This window comes from Dyadobacter sp. HNCC25DJ185 (genome assembly GCF_056895195.1).
Genome location: NZ_JBXHAR010000004.1, coordinates 157,493 through 173,797 on the forward strand (window position 1 = coordinate 157,493; position 16,305 = coordinate 173,797).

13 protein-coding genes are annotated in these 16,305 nt (G+C 40.4%); 12 read left to right on the forward strand and 1 reads right to left on the reverse strand.

The window, feature by feature from the left end; all coding sequences use genetic code 11:
• Nucleotides 1-8: 8 nt before the first annotated feature.
• The 7 genes from AC1XUF_RS12550 (at nt 9) to AC1XUF_RS12580 (ending at nt 7,522) form a co-directional block, all read left to right on the forward strand.
• A complete protein-coding gene (locus tag AC1XUF_RS12550; protein WP_483342146.1) occupies nt 9-902 on the forward strand; it encodes an NAD-dependent epimerase/dehydratase family protein in 894 nt (297 codons plus the stop codon).
• Complete coding sequence (locus AC1XUF_RS12555) at nt 884-2,017, forward strand: glycosyltransferase (protein WP_483342147.1); 1,134 nt, start codon at nt 884-886, stop codon at nt 2,015-2,017. The genes AC1XUF_RS12550 and AC1XUF_RS12555 overlap by 19 nt, the downstream gene beginning before the upstream one ends.
• Nucleotides 2,018-2,058: 41 nt before the next feature.
• Nucleotides 2,059-2,868, forward strand: coding sequence for a glycosyltransferase family 2 protein (locus AC1XUF_RS12560; protein WP_483342148.1), 810 nt, complete (start codon nt 2,059-2,061; stop codon nt 2,866-2,868).
• A 34-nt stretch (nt 2,869-2,902) separates the two neighbouring features.
• Nucleotides 2,903-3,484: an acyltransferase gene (locus AC1XUF_RS12565; RefSeq protein ID WP_483342149.1), complete on the forward strand. Its 582-nt coding sequence runs from the start codon at nt 2,903-2,905 to the stop codon at nt 3,482-3,484.
• Nucleotides 3,481-4,245: a glycosyltransferase family 2 protein gene (locus tag AC1XUF_RS12570; RefSeq protein ID WP_483342150.1), complete on the forward strand. Its 765-nt coding sequence runs from the start codon at nt 3,481-3,483 to the stop codon at nt 4,243-4,245. The genes AC1XUF_RS12565 and AC1XUF_RS12570 overlap by 4 nt, the downstream gene beginning before the upstream one ends.
• A 305-nt stretch (nt 4,246-4,550) precedes the next feature.
• Nucleotides 4,551-5,516, forward strand: a complete 966-nt coding sequence (locus AC1XUF_RS12575) for an O-antigen ligase family protein (RefSeq protein ID WP_483342151.1) — start codon at nt 4,551-4,553, stop codon at nt 5,514-5,516.
• A 374-nt stretch (nt 5,517-5,890) separates the two neighbouring features.
• Nucleotides 5,891-7,522, forward strand: a complete 1,632-nt coding sequence (locus AC1XUF_RS12580; protein ID WP_483342609.1) for a right-handed parallel beta-helix repeat-containing protein — start codon at nt 5,891-5,893, stop codon at nt 7,520-7,522.
• Between the two features lie 7 nt (nt 7,523-7,529).
• Here the strand turns inward: AC1XUF_RS12580 and AC1XUF_RS12585 are convergent, their stop codons facing one another.
• On the reverse strand, nt 7,530-8,504 hold the full coding sequence (locus tag AC1XUF_RS12585) for a glycosyltransferase (protein ID WP_483342152.1): 975 nt from the start codon (nt 8,502-8,504) through the stop codon (nt 7,530-7,532).
• A 417-nt stretch (nt 8,505-8,921) separates the two neighbouring features.
• On the opposite strand from AC1XUF_RS12585, the gene AC1XUF_RS12590 reads away from it, so the two are divergent.
• From AC1XUF_RS12590 to AC1XUF_RS12610, 5 genes are all read left to right on the forward strand, one after another.
• Nucleotides 8,922-10,049: a glycosyltransferase family 4 protein gene (locus tag AC1XUF_RS12590; protein WP_483342153.1), complete on the forward strand. Its 1,128-nt coding sequence runs from the start codon at nt 8,922-8,924 to the stop codon at nt 10,047-10,049.
• Entirely contained in the window at nt 10,046-11,059 is a 1,014-nt protein-coding gene (locus AC1XUF_RS12595) for an NAD-dependent epimerase/dehydratase family protein (protein WP_483342154.1), read from the forward strand. Before AC1XUF_RS12590 ends, AC1XUF_RS12595 begins: the two co-directional genes overlap by 4 nt.
• Nucleotides 11,060-11,966: 907 nt before the next feature.
• Entirely contained in the window at nt 11,967-12,968 is a 1,002-nt protein-coding gene (locus AC1XUF_RS12600) for a sugar transferase (RefSeq protein WP_483342155.1), read from the forward strand.
• Between the two features lie 325 nt (nt 12,969-13,293).
• Nucleotides 13,294-14,715 carry a capsule assembly Wzi family protein gene (locus AC1XUF_RS12605; protein WP_483342156.1) on the forward strand — a complete coding sequence of 474 codons (1,422 nt, stop codon included), beginning with the start codon at nt 13,294-13,296 and terminating at the stop codon, nt 14,713-14,715.
• A gap of 109 nt (nt 14,716-14,824) precedes the next feature.
• Nucleotides 14,825-16,303, forward strand: coding sequence for a capsule assembly Wzi family protein (locus AC1XUF_RS12610; protein ID WP_483342157.1), 1,479 nt, complete (start codon nt 14,825-14,827; stop codon nt 16,301-16,303).
• Nucleotides 16,304-16,305 lie beyond the last annotated feature (2 nt).

Sequence of the window (16,305 nt, forward strand, 5' to 3'; positions counted from 1 at the left end):
TGAATAAAATGAATGTTCTTATAGTAGGATCCAAGGGTTTTATTGGTGGTTACGTTGCGGCACAATTTCAAAAAGCGGGCTTTGAAGTTTATGAATGCGATGTCGTAGTCGATTACGAGAAATCGAACTATTTTCAGATCGACTCGACCAATGCAGACTATCAGAAGATTTTCCAGTCCAGGAGTTTTGATGCATGCGTGAATTGTTCTGGCGCTGCGAGTGTGCCGGATTCTTTGGTTAACCCGCTTCGTGATTTTACCCTAAATACCTACAATGTCATCAAACTGCTGGACGCCGTCAGAACCAACCAGCCGACCTGTAAATTTATCAATCTATCAAGTGCTGCTGTTTATGGAAACCCTGAGAGAATCCCGGTTACCGAGGATTTGAGCTTGAACCCAATCTCTCCCTACGGACTTCATAAACTGCAATCCGAGCAAATTTGCCGCAGTTTTTACACTTATCATCAAGTCCCAACATGCTCATTGCGTATTTTTTCGGCCTATGGTAACGGATTGAAAAAACAGTTATTCTGGGACTTATATCAAAAAGCAAAGAACACCGATTCTGTCGAACTGTTTGGCACAGGAAAAGAAACACGGGATTTCATTCATGTTCAAGATGTTGTCGAAGCGATTATTTGTTGTCTGCAACATACCGAATTTCAGGGGGAAACAATTAATGTAGCCAATGGCGAAGAGATATTGATCGAGCACGCGGTTTCCACCTTTCTGTCTTTTTTCCCAGAGAAAAAGGCGGTAAGCTTCAATGGGAAAGTAAAGGAAGGAGATCCGCTCAACTGGCGCGCCGATATTTCAAAGATTCAATCGATGGGTTATAAACCTTCTATAAGTCTACATCAGGGACTTGAAAAATATTTCCAATGGAGAAGCCAGTTGTAGAACGAAAGCAGATCGGGTTACTTTTTCTCTCCACCTACAGCGAGTGGGCCGGAGGGATTATCTATATTTTGAACCTCATAAGAGCACTCAATTTTTTGAGGGACGACCTTAAACCTGAAATACTACTATTTCACGGTTACGGGTCGCCGCTAGATGAGGTCAGGGACATCAACTATCCTTACATCCAATTTCACCAGGCCAATAGTCCAAATAAGCTGATGAAGGTTTGGTTCAGGGTTAAAAGGATCATAACAGGTAAATCAGCCTTTTATGATTTGCTTCCGGAAATTGTTTATCCTTATAACCCATACACCTTTCTCGGCAAAACGCCGATCCATTGGATCCCTGATTTCCAGGAACGCTACCTGCCGGAAATGTTTTCCGAAGCAGAAATTGCAGAGCGACGAAACACACAATCGGCCATTGCATCCAACGGTGGGATTGTTGTTTTCAGCAGCAATGATGCTATGAAAGATTTTATCCAGTTTTATCCACATCACATTTGCGATCTCAGGCTCCTCCGATTTGCCAGCATCCTGCCTCGGTTCGAGCATTTAAATACGCTGAATTTAAAGTCCAAATTTGATATAGGTAAGACCTATTTTATGTCCCCGAACCAGTTTTGGAAGCATAAAAACCATAAAGTTGTGTTAGAAGCTATTGCGCTTTTAAAAGACAAAAATCTCGATTTTCAAGTTGCTTTTACAGGTAGTGACAAGGATCACAGAAATAAAGAATACTTCCAGACGCTCAAAACCTTTGTTGAAAAAGAACAGATTCAAAAATGGATCAGGTTTCTCGGGTTCATTGACCGGGCGGAACAACTATCCCTGATGAACCACGCTACCGCAATTATTCAGCCTTCCTTGTTTGAAGGATGGAGCACTGTCGTCGAGGACAGTAAGGCACTTAACCAATATATTATTTTAAGCGACTTGCCAGTTCACAGAGAACAAGGCAATGAAAATTGCGATTTTTTTAACCCAAGATCTGCTAAAGAACTCGCGTTGGCCATTGAGCGATCAGTAGCCACGCCGCCAGTGCGAAAGCAGATAGATTATTCGCAAAATATCCAGGATTTCGCCCATACCATTATAAAGGTGCTGGACCTCTGATTTCAATCATTAACGAGACTCCTGAAACCGTTAGATTAACCATGCTGCAGGACCCGAAAATAACCATCATAACTGTTGTTCGAAACGGAGAAAGCTCAATTGAAGGCACGATAATAAGTATCCTTACCCAAACCTATAAAAATATTGAGTATATTATCATAGACGGCAAATCGACGGATGGAACACTTGCAATAATTGAACAGTATCAGCTGCAACTGGCATACTGGATCAGCGAACCAGACCGCGGAATATATGATGCGATGAACAAAGGAATAAGGGCAGCAACCGGTGATTGGTTATTATTCATCAATTCCGACGATTTCCTGACTGACAATACCATTATTGAGCAAGCCGTTCCATATTTGATCAATTGTAGAAGTAAAGTTGCTTACGGAAAGGTTGAATTTATTTACGACTCGGGAAAAGAGGTTTCATATGGCCTAGATTGGAAAATCATTAAAGATAAATTTATTAATATTTCAATGAGGATACCGCACCAGGCTACTTTTCATTCGAAAGAACTGTTTTTGGAAGAGCAGTACGATATCTCATACAGAGTGCTGGGCGACTACGATCTGCTACTTGGATATCTCAAAACAAACGATGCTCTGTTCATTCCATTGACAATTGCCAAAATGTATGAGGGAGGAATAAGCAATCAAATCAGTAAATATGTTTTATTAAAAGAGACCAGAAAAGCCCAGTTAAAACATAAAATCTATAAATATTTACCTTCACTTGGATGGTTTGCTTATAGTGCGAAGCTGATCCTGGTTAATGCATTAATACAAGTCCTTGGGACAAATGGAAAGGATAAAATAAAACGAGTTAAGGAATCACTTATTCAGTAATAATTTTTATTAAAGTCAGTCAATACCAAGCGAAATGTCAAAACTATTGATTTACATTCCTTTTCTTTGGAATTATTTAATGATCAAACTTTGTAACGGGAGATATAACTCATTCCCAAAAATATCAGGTTTTCTATTTGTCAGTGGCAGAAAAGGAACAATCGAATTTGGTGACCACGTAGTGATCAATTCGAGCAAATGGGCAAATCCCGTGGGTCTAGCATCGCAAACCCGGTTTCGCATTCTGCAGGGGGCTACCATAAAAATTGGAAATAATGTAGGGATATCCAGTTCTATATTTGTTGCTCGTACCAGCATCGTAATCGAAGATAATGTGAACATAGGCGGCGGGTGCCAGCTTCTTGACAATGATTTTCATGCATTAGATCCTGCTTTACGACGTAGCGGACAGGATCAGGCCTATATTGCAACCGCTCCTATTCAAATCCGGAATAACGCTTTTATCGGAACCCAATGCATCATTTTGAAAGGCGTAACCATTGGTTCCGACAGCATTGTCGCTGCCGGTTCGGTTGTTACAAAATCAATTCCGGATCGCGAGATCTGGGGAGGGAATCCTGCACGGTTTATCCGCCAGACAAGCAAAGAGCTATGAACGCGAACAAATACCCGAAGTTTACAATCATTACTGTTTCCTACAATTCAGAAATTTATATTGAAGAGACGATTAAAAGTGTCGTTTCCCAGTCCTATCCCAATATTGAATACATCCTGATTGACGGAAAATCGGAAGACAGGACCACTGATATAATAAAAAAATACGAAGACAAAATAGCATTCTGGATCAGTGAAAAAGACCAATCCATGTATGATGCAATTAACAAAGGATTGAGCAAAAGCTCCGGCGATTTCATCTGGGTTATCAATTCCGACGATTGCATACCAGAAAAAGATACCGTGCAAAAAATCTTTGAACAAATTCAAAAATACCCGGATGCCCTTGCTTACTACGCAGATTTATTTATCAGGGAAGGCGATCATCTACGGTTACGGAAAAGTTTCCAGGTAACCAAAAAGCAACTTTTGCTCTCCACACACGGAACATTTATACCCCACCCGGCATTAATCGTAACAAGAAAATCGCTTGATTTTGTCAATGGATACAATTTAAAATATAAATACGCCTCCGATTTCGACTATACTTTCAGGCTTTTAGATTCTGGTAAATTAAAGCATCTGAAATTACCCATAAGTGTTTTCCGGAGGCACCCCGAAAGTATTACCTCTTCCGGTAAGCTTAATTCAGAGCGGCTCGAAATATTGGAGGATTTTGGATATAATAATTATAGTATACTCACCAAGAAGTTTAATTATCTTCTTATCTGGATAAAATATAAAATAATCAATTACCTGTAATTTTATTCTTCTTGACCAGATTTCTGACATACGCATACATTATAAGCCTTCCTTTCACAAGTGCCTTCGCACTTACAGAGGTAATAACACCTACTTTACTTATTTTGCTTGTCTTATCATTCTTGTTTCTAATTGGATTTGTACTAGGAACACGAAGCTTCGCAATCGATTATATTGACATTGCAATTTTGCTGTTCTGGTCATCTGTGGTTGCCAGTTTCTTTCTCAATTCGGGACTATTTCTCTCAGGAAAACCCCTGAATCACTTGGTAGCGTATAGTTTTGTAATACTGGCCAACTATTACATGCTCAGGAATATTTTAACAGATCAAGTTAAAAAAAAGGAAATTTCATTTGATAAAATAGTATATCTAATTGGTATTGGTATTTTAATTACCTCTATCATTGGCATTATTGAATTCGTCGCAAAAAACATCTATTTTGTCGATATCGACCAATATATTCCTAGGGTAGCTGTAGAAGGTTACAAACCATTTGCATCCAGCTTTATCAGGATCAGGTCCGTTATTATCGAATCGGGTCACTTGGCATTCTACTATGAAATTCTTGGTCCAATTGGCCTTTACGGGTTGCGAAAAAACAGAAAATTGTTTGTCATAACCCTGATATCTATGATCTTCTGCTTCATATTTTCTTTTAGCAGTGCGGGATGGATTATCGCAGGCGGTATTTCTGCAATTGTATTAATGGGAAGAACAACACGTAAACTATTACAAATAAACAGAAAGGTAAAAGTATCCAGATTTATTTCTATTGTTACTTTCAGCCTGCTGATCATTGCCGGCTTGTTTTATTTCTACAAAACAGTCGGCTCTGAAATCTTGGAAGCTACTGTTTATGACAAAGTAACTACTTCCAGTTCTGCCAACGATAGATCCGAAAGAGCCGTTCAGGTGATCACAACAATGAAAAGCGCCGACGTTTTTCATCTCATATTCGGTTACGGTCCGGCCGCTTACAATTCACTTCGCTATGATGAAGCTGCGTTGGTGTTATATTTCACCTTCCTCCTCGAAAGCGGCGCCCTCGGTTTATCACTTTTCCTGTGCTTCATTTTATTTAATCTCATTGATATTATCTCAATTAAGGATAAAAATTTAAGAACCATTTTTCTTTGCTCTTTCATTGCAGCATTGGTTCATTTTGTTTTTATATCAAATTATTGGTATCCATGGTTCTGGTTTTTGCTAATAATCAGCCAAATAGCTAAATCAAAAACTACCGAAACGCAATTGATTGAGCCGATGTAAACAGGATTCAGCTTATACTGGCATATTAATTTTTGAGAGCGCTACACGAACCAGATTCCTTTCCACAGACATTACTCCCAGGAGCAAATCTTGATAACGAATACACAACAGTTATGAAAAAAATCGTTTGTTTCCTGATTTTGATGCTGGCTTTTTCGCTGTTTGCTACCGCTCAAAAAAGTGTCAGGCAAAAGAAAATAGCCATAGGTAACGTACGAAGAACGCCTAATAGCCATCCGCCTGCCACGGGATTTGTAAAACCTGAAGAATTTGGGGCAAAAGTGAACGACTCTCTGGATGATACGGAAGCAATTCAGAATGCGATCTATTCCGGCAAAAATGTACTTTTCGGAAACGGTCAATATCTGGTCCAGTTGTTAAAAGGTAGGTCAGATTTAACTATGACAGGCAGCGGCCAGACCATCCTGAAAGCTACAACCAGCGGAGATGTGATTTCCTTGGTAGATGTTTCCAATGTAAACATCAGGAATCTAAGCATTGATGGCGGAGGTCAGACGAGTGATCAGTTTTCGGGAATCAAGGGCGTCACTGCGATCAGGATTAATAAATCCGATCAAATCGCACTAACTAATCTTTCAATAAAAAAATGTGGTACCGTTAACAAAGAAAATCATCAAATCGATAATGGATTCTCCGGAATTGGTATCAGCGTCCGGTCAGATTTAGGCGCGGTAAGTAATATTCTGATCGAAAATATTTTGGTGGAAGATATTGCAGGTGGAGGTATGAATGGAGGGGACGGTATCTATATCGCCGGATATAATAATGACACATCTATCTTGACAAAAGCAGTTATGCTCAAAAACTGTATTGTAAAAAGAGTGGGTAGACATTGTTATACAGTAGCGGGTGGAATTGGCAAATATGCGATTCCCTCTCAGATAACTATTCTAAATTGCATAGGGCAGCAGGCCGGTTTATCTGGCGTTGATATTGAAGACGGAAGAAATGTTTCTATCCAAAATTCGTTTTTCTCAAATTGCGGAAATTATTATAAATTTTATGATAGCAATTCATATGGCCCTTCTTATCGTCTTAGAAGCGGTGTTGCAACTTCCAATCATTCGGAAAACATAAAATTGAAAAATGTCGCCATCACTAATTGTTATTATGGTCTCAGTTTTCAGGCGACTTATCAGCTAACCATTGACAATACAACAGTTAGCCAAAGTGGAAATTCTGATATTTTTCAGGGTGGAGCGTCAGGTGGATCGAATATGATGATTTCAAATTCCCAATTCAAAACAGCCAAGCCATGCATGCAATATTACTTACCAAAAAATGATGCGAATCTGATCATCAAAAACTCTTCATTTGCCGGAGAAGTACTTATATCTTCTATCAAAAAAGGATTGTACTATAATTGCGTATTTGCAAATGGTGTGAGACTTGTCGCAGGTTCCAATAGCATCCAATCAGTAAGTTTTCAAAATTGTACTTTTCAGGCGTTTTTTGATCACGCGGTAAAGAGTGCGAACATTTCCTATCAGACACAGGACATCCGTTTCACAGGCTGTAAATTCATCGGAAACGGAAAATACGATGGAATCAACATTCCTTATAATGGTGCTGTGGGTTGGTCGATTTCCAAGAGCTCCTTCACCCACCTCGCAAATGGAATTATGGTAACCAATGGAAATTCGAAAAATGTTTTTGATAAAATTGAGGGTTGTAAATTTTGGGAAGTAGGGAACGGCATTAATATCATCCAGGGAATTACCAAAGCCACAATTACTGGAAATTCCTTCTCTTCAGTTCGCGATTGGGCCATTAATATATCTGAACAACCTGCCTCCCAATTGGTCAACAATATTATTTCCCGAAACACCGGAGAGAAATTGGTAAATAACGGAATAAGAATAGAGGCAAAATCCGAAGTGATCAAGTCCAATCAGATTATGGAAAATGATTTCAAATCGGTGCGAAAAACCAGATATTTAATTTCGACCACACAACCTAATGCTATTTTAAAGACCAATAAATGACAAGGAATCAGTTCATTATCGTCTCAATCATTTTCCATAAATCTTTCTCTTGTCGTTCAGAAATCTGTTCATACCGTTTGAGCGAAGCCGAAGAAAGTCTCTGATGTATGGCTTGGTCGCAGAGCTGCAAAATACGGTTTCTAATTTCGTCAATAGAATATGGATTGGCGTACAAAACAGCGTCCCCGCATATTTCAGGGACCGACGTTACAGCACTTGTGAGTACAGGTGTCCCTTTTTTCATCGCCTCGAGAGGGGGATATCCAAAACCCTCGTTTAAAGTCATATAAATGAAAGCATAGGCATTTTTATACAGCTTGTGCAAAAAAGCTTCGCTTACATATTTGTAAAATGTAAAGCGCTCCTTATTTATGATATTGCGAGAAAACACCTCTGGATATTCAACACCAGTAATCACGACTCGCTGCTTTATTTCAGGATTATCCGTAAACAAACGATCCAAAGCAAGCACGCTTCTCATATTATTTTTCAGCCATCTATTGCCGCTTACCAGCAAAAAATAGTTGGTCTGCTCGAAAGTTGCTGCTTCCTCATCATGACCAAACTCTTCGAATTCAGTCACATCGGGGCTATAAAACACTTCGATGTTTTTCTTGATATCCGGAAAATAGCTCAATATGGAAAATTTTGTATGATCCGAAACCGTGAAAATCGTGCAGTTCCCAAGAATCTGACGATATCTGAGAAGGTCTCTTTTAACAACCTGATTCCCCACCAGACTTTTAAAAAAAGTCCTACATGAGCCTTTAATGTCCCCGATTGAATGATAATTCAGATCAAACATACGCGGCCTTATCTCAAGGTTACGCAGCCCATGTATGGTACCATAAATTTGACAATTGGATTGGAAGGCTTCATACAATCCGTACTTGATCAATCCGAAAGGTAGTGCCGAATAAAGCCGATGTACATTATTGTCCGCTATAATGACAGGCAATACAACACCTTCAATATCAATCAATTGTACGCCGCTCCGGTCAATAGTATCCCTGATTTCCGCGTCCAATTTCTGCGATGAGCTGTATAGTCCCATTAATGAAAAGTCCATCTTTTTGAATGAGCATAAGGCTAAAAAGACTTTCTTTGCGTACTTCCCACCTCCATGAAACTCGCCATCAGCATTCGGCTGAGAAGCAATCAGATCAAATAGAAAATTCACCATTCTTCCTCTAAATCGTCCTTAAAATAATTTAAACTCTGTTTCCTACCAGGTAAACTTACGAAAACAGCAGACAATCCGTTGGCTTATACTTAGAAAGTTGCAGGTGATTGGGCCGACACTGCATTTAATAAAGCCGTACTATCTTTTAAATTTGGCAACAGATGGATACCTTTGACATCCATTGCCTGCATACACACATACAAGCGGGATATCTACATGATCTATAGAAAAATACTTCTCCTCGCGCACTGTGGAGAAGACTTTTACAAAGCCCGGATACCTTTCGCAAAGTTTTTGATCGAAAAGGGATATCAGGTCTACGTCGTCGTTCCTCAGGATAGTTATACGCAGATCATTAGAGACGAGGGCCTTGAGGTCCTCACAAGTCGGCTTGAACGTGACAACGTCAACCCCGTGGATTTGATGCGGGCAATTTGGAGTATACGAAAATTCATACAACAAAACGGGATAGAACTTACCCACTCATTCAAATTCGTCCCGAATTTGATAAACGTAGTCTCCAATATATTTTCCGGGAAAAAAGTAGTTCTCCATATTGCGGGCCTCGGTATAGCTTTCGCAAACAACTCTCTGAAATATAGAATCATACGCAATATTTTCAGAATACTGTTTTTCTTACAATTCATCAGGGCTAATCTTGTAATTATTCAAAATCCCGATGACTACGACGATTTTCTGTTCAAGGAAAAATTTAGGGACAAAATAAAGGTTGTAAAGGGCAGTGGCGTCAATACAACCACATTTAGCCCAATTGAAAATCGGGTCAGGCCAGAAGGACAAAAAAACCGCTTTCTCTGTACAACAAGGTTAATTTGGGAAAAGGGAATTGCAGAGATGGTCGAAGCATTCGTTTCCCTAAAAGAACCCCTTAAATCACAAATTGAACTGCTAATTATTGGAGACCCTGACAAAAAAAATCCACGTGCGGTCACACAACAGTTTATCGATCAATACAATGGTCATGAAACGGTTCGTTTCCTGGGCTCCAAAAGCAATATTAACGATTACCTTCATCAAGCGGACGTTTTTATCCTACCCAGCTACTATCGTGAAGGCATTCCCAGGAGCATATTGGAAGCCCTCGCCACAGGTCTGCCTGTGATAACTACAAAAGTACCAGGTTGTAATTTGACGGTTGTCGACAAAAAAAACGGCTTCCTAATTGAACCCAGATCCTCAGACGCCATCAGGAAGAGCGTTGAACAAATCATATTCGAAAAAAACAACTGGCAAAGTATGGGAGCGCATAGCCGCGAGCTCGCAATCCATGGATTTTCTGAAGAAGTAATATTCAGCCAAATTGTTAATTTATATTATCAATGAAAGTTTTAGTAACGGGAGCAGCGGGATTTATTGGTTTTCATCTGGTCAAAAAATTACTTCAGGATGGACATCAAGTCGTTGGCATTGACAATATCAACGATTACTATTCAGTCGAATTGAAGAATAATAGGCTCAGAAATTGCGGCATTGACCTGGACTCTCCCAATGAAGATGATGTTTTTCTTGATTCAACCGGCAATTACCGATTTATTAAGATGGACCTGCTGGATATGGACAGGTTGCTGGGACTGTTTGAATCCCATTCTTTTGATTATGTAGTCAACCTCGCCGCCCAGGCAGGCATCAGATATAGTATGGAAAATCCCAGAAGCTATATCAAATCCAATATTGAAGGATTCTTTAATATATTGGAATGTTGCCGCAAATATCCTCCGGAAAAGTTGATATATGCAAGCAGTTCAAGCGTTTATGGGTTAAATACAGAACAACCATTTGCCATTAGCCAGAAATCTGAGACACCAATTAACGTTTACGCCGCATCGAAAAAAACCAATGAACTGATGGCCCACGCTTACAGTCATCTTTATAATTTCACGACAGTTGGCCTAAGGTTTTTTACGGTGTATGGGCCTTGGGGGCGTCCGGATATGGCCCCATATCTATTTGCAGAAGCTATCCAGGCTGGTAAAGCTATCAATGTTTATAATAACGGCCAGATGAAAAGGGACTTTACTTACATTGACGATATCGTCGATGGCATTCTCTCTGCTTTGAAGGCAGATATGCCCGAAAAATATCAGGTTTTCAATATCGGGAACGGCAAGCCTGTTGACCTGCTTCACTTTATAAACTGTCTGGAAAAATCATTTGGCAAAAAAGCTGAAATAAATTTCAAGGATATGATTGCGGGAGATATTGTATCTACCTGGGCTGATACTGAGGCACTTGAACATATCACAGGTTACCGAGCAACAACAAATATCGAAAAGGGCGTCGATCTATTTGTTGAGTGGTACAAAAATTACCATGGCAATACACTTAATCGATAATTGGGGTCTAAAATTGCCACTTTACGCCGGTCAGGATAAAGATTGTTTATCGGCAATCGATTTCATTTTGCAATTTCCCCGGGCTATTTTGAAGCTTGCCCATCTTATCACCAGCTCAAATCCATAAATAATAATTTGCTCTTTAAAGGGCATCACTAGTCGGTACACTTGCGACGCACTACTGATTTAGCCTACATCATCAAATCGTTTTGCCATACAGGCAATAAATTTAACTGATTCAAATGCACCGCGAAACCGTTACAATCGACATCCCATAGACCAGCAGTGCCCATTTAGACATTCTTAACCCGTTTAAGATTTGCTAAACTATCCGGTTTGCCTAGGGGAGTACTTCCTGAAGTGAAAGTCTAGGCCATCACCCGTTATAATTTTCTGATCCAGTTGAATTTACTAAGAGAAAGGATCATGAGCGTGACCCAAGCTATCTCAGACGGATGATTTTGTATCGCAACTACCTTAGGAGACATACGCTATTAGGCCGGAGACATGCAACCTGCGGTTTCAGTGACAGCTAGGATCAAACGCAGTGATACCACTGCTGAATCGAACAGCCCAATCCACGTCAGAAAATTGCATCATTCACAGATAAAAACGCGCCCCCCTGGGTCTGCCGATATTGATATTTTCATACTTCCACATTACTGTAACCAACCTAACTTTGGTACGTTTACCAAGCTCCACAGGCAATGTCAAAATAATTCTAACTTTATTTTAATCAAGCATTTCGCTGGAACGCCACTTGATAATTAGTTTTTATTTTCGTCAAAAATTTATATTATTTTATTGGAGACTTAATTTCATTTTCTAAAACTTTATAACTAAACTTGTGTTCCAAACACACTTGGATCAATCCTTTAAGCGATTTTTCGATTTTAAATACACACATATGAACAACACTTACGTATCGGAACGGAGGTATGTACACCGACTTTTAAGTAAAACCGCCGTTTCAGAAGAAGTACTGATTGTTACGAGCTATGACTACTTCCTTCAAAAATATGATCTCGCCTTCCTGCTGAAGAGATACAAGGAGATCATTTTAATTCCGCACAGCTCAGATGACGACTATCTGCTCAATCACACGGTAAGGCCCTTGCTGGACAAGTTCGAAAAAATCCACCTCGTAACTAATCCACAATATGATAAAAGAAACAGGGTTATTTACGAGTTGGTCGTCAGAAAAAACAAGTCAATCCGCATCAACACCGTCTATGATTTTTGTGAAAAAATTTTAAAAAAGGTTTACATTCCGGACGATGTAGCCGAAATCAATCCGAATCTTCTCTGTCTGCCTGTCTTTGGACGAAGAGTGAGGTACCCCAAAAAGATCATTGACGTCACCATTTCCATCATATTATTTATTTTCACATTGCCACTTTGGATCCTGAGCTATTTTAGGATTAAATTGGAATCTCCAGGGCCTGTGTTTTATTATCAGGAACGTGTTGGAATGAATAATGCGGCATTTAACTGTATCAAGTTCCGATCTATGGGTCTGGACGCCGAACAAAATGGCGCATCATTCTCCAAAAAGAACGATTCGAGAACTTTCGCATACGGCTCTTTTATGAGACAAAGCAGGATAGACGAGCTTCCGCAAATCATCAATATTTTCAGAAGAGACCTTTCGTTAATCGGCCCCAGGCCTGAGAGACAGGTTTTTACAGAAACTTTTGATGAGACCATCCCTTATTATAATATGCGGCACAACATTAAGCCAGGTATCACAGGGTATGCACAGGTTATGTACTCTTACGGAGCCGGCGTATACGATGCGCGTCACAAACTGATGTATGATCTTTACTATATTAAGAATTGGAATCTGTACCTGGAACTGAAAATCATCCTGTTGACTGCTGTTGTGATTTTCAAAAAAAGAGGGAGATAATTTGTTTTGTAAATCACAAAGCTTTCATTTTTTGTTCATTTCAAGAAACTCCCAGACCGGAATCCCGGTCTGGGAGTTTCTTGTTTATCTAACCCTGTACTTCCCAATGTTCTTGGGACCGACAGCGACGGAAACTATGAATCTGTGATTAGGAACAACCAACATTTAACTTTAAGTTTATTCATGCTTGCCAAAAGGAAATAGAAAAGGCTGGTTTGAGGTTGAAATGGAGAAAATTAACTTTTATCGGATAACTTTGATCATCTAACTATTCATCAACAGAAGAGCAATTTCTATTCACTGCATGCCGCCCTTATTTTGTCAGATGCGAGTCTGTTTACCTTTTTTTCTCTTATGCCTCGCGTCTAATATTCACGCTCAGGACTCTACACTCTATTACCGTGCAGCTATTACAGCAGCAGGAGCTGTCAACCAGACACCATTTTGGATACAAGCAAATCAGAATGGTAGTGTTCCAAAAGATGGGAATTTCACGCTGGCCAACATCGGTTTCTACAAAGTCTATAATCCAAATAATCCAAGGATATTTCAGTGGAGTGGTGGCTTGCAGGGAATCGCCAGTTACGGAGAAAAAACCAACCTCTTTTTATCAGATGCTTATATAGCTGCTAAAATCGGTATTGTGGAAGTTCTTGCGGGACAGAAACGTATGATTACAGGATTGGTTGATACAACGCTTACTTCCGGTTCACTTTCCGTGGCTGGCAATGCGAGACCTGTTCCCCGTGTTCAAATTTCTGTCCCTGTCTATTATCCGCTATACCTGACAAACGGCTTTGTTGCATTTAAACTTTCCTACTCAGACGCTTACCTCGGTGCGAGTGAAGTCAATTATGGAAGCGCCACTCAAGTTCCACATAGTTATTTCCATCAAAAATCATTATATCTGAGATTCGGGAATTATGCACAGAAGTTCAAGATCTATGCCGGAATTAACCATCAGGCTGTATGGGGCGGAGAGGATAAAATAAATCCATTGTATAAATTTAACCCTGCAAAAGCCTATTGGTATACCATTACTGGAAAAACATTGGACAATAGAAAAATAGGTAACCATTTCGGAACAATCGACATCGGAGGTGAGTGGCATGGCAATAACTGGGCATATTTTCTTTACAGGCAAAATATTTATGAGACCGGATCGCTCTTCAAGGTCACCAATTTTGAAGATGGGCTGAATGGGTTGAGCATAAAGCGTGTAAATAAATTACCCGCAGGATCAACCTATTTTGCATTTCGCTCTTTCCTGGTTGAGGTGCTGGGAACACACAATCAAATCAATAAGTCTCCTCTATCAGACTTGGCCCTGTTTGAGAGGGGAAATTACTACAACAGCTATTTATATCGAAGAGGGTGGTCTTACTATGGGAGCGGTATAGGTACACCATTGATTCCTCCCTCCGGGGATACAAGGGGTAGTCTGCCGAAAAGTAATTCTGAGTTCACCAACAATAATCGTCTCTGGGCTTTCCACACGGGCGCTACCGCTACCTGGCTGAATCTGAAATTGGGCTTTCGAGCAACATACACGCGCAACTCGGGCACATTTGTTAGTTCTTATGATAAGGTGAAACAGCAGCTATCGCTCATTGTAAGTGCCGAAAAAGATCTGAAAATTCTCAAGGGCTGCAGCGTTTATTCGAGCATCGCGTCTGACATAGGTGAATTGTATCCCAATACTTACGGATTGCTTATCGGCATCAAAAAAAGCGGTTTCCTCGACTAACCGCCTGAATGCGTTCCTCAGTACAATATGAATACAGGAAAGTTCTCCTTATTTTTGTTTTCCATGATTTTACATTACACACATTACGAACGAGTTGACGGGCACCGATATGAGATTATTTAATTCCCTTGTCTTTCTTTTACTGGTACCCATCATTGCCTTTTCTCAAAAAGAAACTAAGCAACCCGAAATTTATAAGGACTCCGTAACCAATTATGCAGAACTTTCCGGAATGGGCAGTAATAATGGCTATACCCCCTTCTGGATCCAGGCTAACCAATTTGGGACAGTTCCTACTACCGGCCCCGCTGGTATTGCACGTGCTGGTGTAGAACATTACTGGCCGATATCTGCGCATACAAATAGAAACATCTGGAGGGCTGGTTTTGGAGTGGAGGCTGTGGGAAGCTTCAATGAAACACCAAAAGTGCTATTGCCACAAGCGCACGCGACTTTGAGGTTCAAAAACTGGGAACTCTTCGTAGGACGTAAGAAGCAATGGATTGGTCTGGCCGATTCAACGATCGGTTCAGGCTCTTATGCCTGGTCTGGTAATGCGCTTCCAATCCCAAAAGTGCTGATAGGAACAACGAAATTTGTCTCAGTCCCATTTACAAAAAACTGGGTATCCTTTCAGGCATTCTATTCGGACGGACTATTTGAAAGTCATCGCCCAGCTACCAGCGGACTGAAATTTCACCAAAAAGCATTTTACCTCCGCATCGGAAAAGTCAACTCAAAGCTGAAATTATATGGAGGATTCAACCACCAGGTACAGTGGGGTGGAAAATCGCGCTACTTGGGCGGAGCAGGCGGTAGACTTCCGGATGGATTTTCCAATTATCTGCGCGCCGTATTTGGAACGGTGGGAAATTCCGGAGAGAATATTACCTACTTCGACAGTACAAGTAGAATTGGGAATCATCTGGGCTCGATTGACGTCGCAATGGAGGTTGAAAACTATGGGACGAGCATATTCCTATACAGGCAGTTTGTATATGAAGATGGATCGCTTTTCTATCTTACGACGCTTTCCGATGGTTTGTATGGTGCGAGGATAAAAAAGAAAAACTCGTATGGGGCTAACTTCGAGATCACAGAAGGAGTAATGGAAATTCTTTTCACCAAAAATCAGGGGGGCGATGTTTTTGTTCTCGGAGACGGCAAAAAGCGAGGCCATGACAACTATTTCAACAACCAACAGATCAGGGACGGCTGGTCCTATTTTGACCGGACGATTGGGACGCCATTTATACCGCCAACCTCTCAAACTGGCTGGAAGTGGCCACAATATGATAATTTCACCAGTAACAACAGGGTACTTTTGTACCATGTTGGCTTAAAAGGAACCTTGTTTCGAAATATCGGCTGGTATACCAAACTGTCTTACTCGAGCAATTCCGGCACTTATGCCACCAGGTTTGTAGGTTCTCCCAAGCAATTCTCCGGATTAATTGCGCTGCAAACAAAGCTGGATATACTGGGAGGGCTAACTTTAAAGGGAGCCTATGCCGCAGACATCGGCGATTTATATCGAAAAACGCATGGATTTACGGTTGGGATCCGTAAAGACTTTTCTATTTACTGAGC

Bases quoted from the DNA above. Each gene is read 5' to 3' on its own strand.
- AC1XUF_RS12560 (WP_483342148.1), top strand. From the start codon at position 2,059: ATGCTGCAGGACCCGAAAATAACCATCATAACTGTTGTTCGAAACGGA.
- AC1XUF_RS12600 (WP_483342155.1), top strand. From the start codon at position 11,967: ATGAACAACACTTACGTATCGGAACGGAGGTATGTACACCGACTTTTA.
- AC1XUF_RS12605 (WP_483342156.1), top strand. From the start codon at position 13,294: ATGCGAGTCTGTTTACCTTTTTTTCTCTTATGCCTCGCGTCTAATATT.
- AC1XUF_RS12595 (WP_483342154.1), top strand. From the start codon at position 10,046: ATGAAAGTTTTAGTAACGGGAGCAGCGGGATTTATTGGTTTTCATCTG.
- AC1XUF_RS12565 (WP_483342149.1), top strand. From the start codon at position 2,903: ATGTCAAAACTATTGATTTACATTCCTTTTCTTTGGAATTATTTAATG.
- AC1XUF_RS12575 (WP_483342151.1), top strand. From the start codon at position 4,551: ATGCTCAGGAATATTTTAACAGATCAAGTTAAAAAAAAGGAAATTTCA.
- AC1XUF_RS12550 (WP_483342146.1), top strand. From the start codon at position 9: ATGAATGTTCTTATAGTAGGATCCAAGGGTTTTATTGGTGGTTACGTT.
- AC1XUF_RS12610 (WP_483342157.1), top strand. From the start codon at position 14,825: ATGAGATTATTTAATTCCCTTGTCTTTCTTTTACTGGTACCCATCATT.
- AC1XUF_RS12590 (WP_483342153.1), top strand. From the start codon at position 8,922: ATGATCTATAGAAAAATACTTCTCCTCGCGCACTGTGGAGAAGACTTT.
- AC1XUF_RS12570 (WP_483342150.1), top strand. From the start codon at position 3,481: ATGAACGCGAACAAATACCCGAAGTTTACAATCATTACTGTTTCCTAC.
- AC1XUF_RS12555 (WP_483342147.1), top strand. From the start codon at position 884: ATGGAGAAGCCAGTTGTAGAACGAAAGCAGATCGGGTTACTTTTTCTC.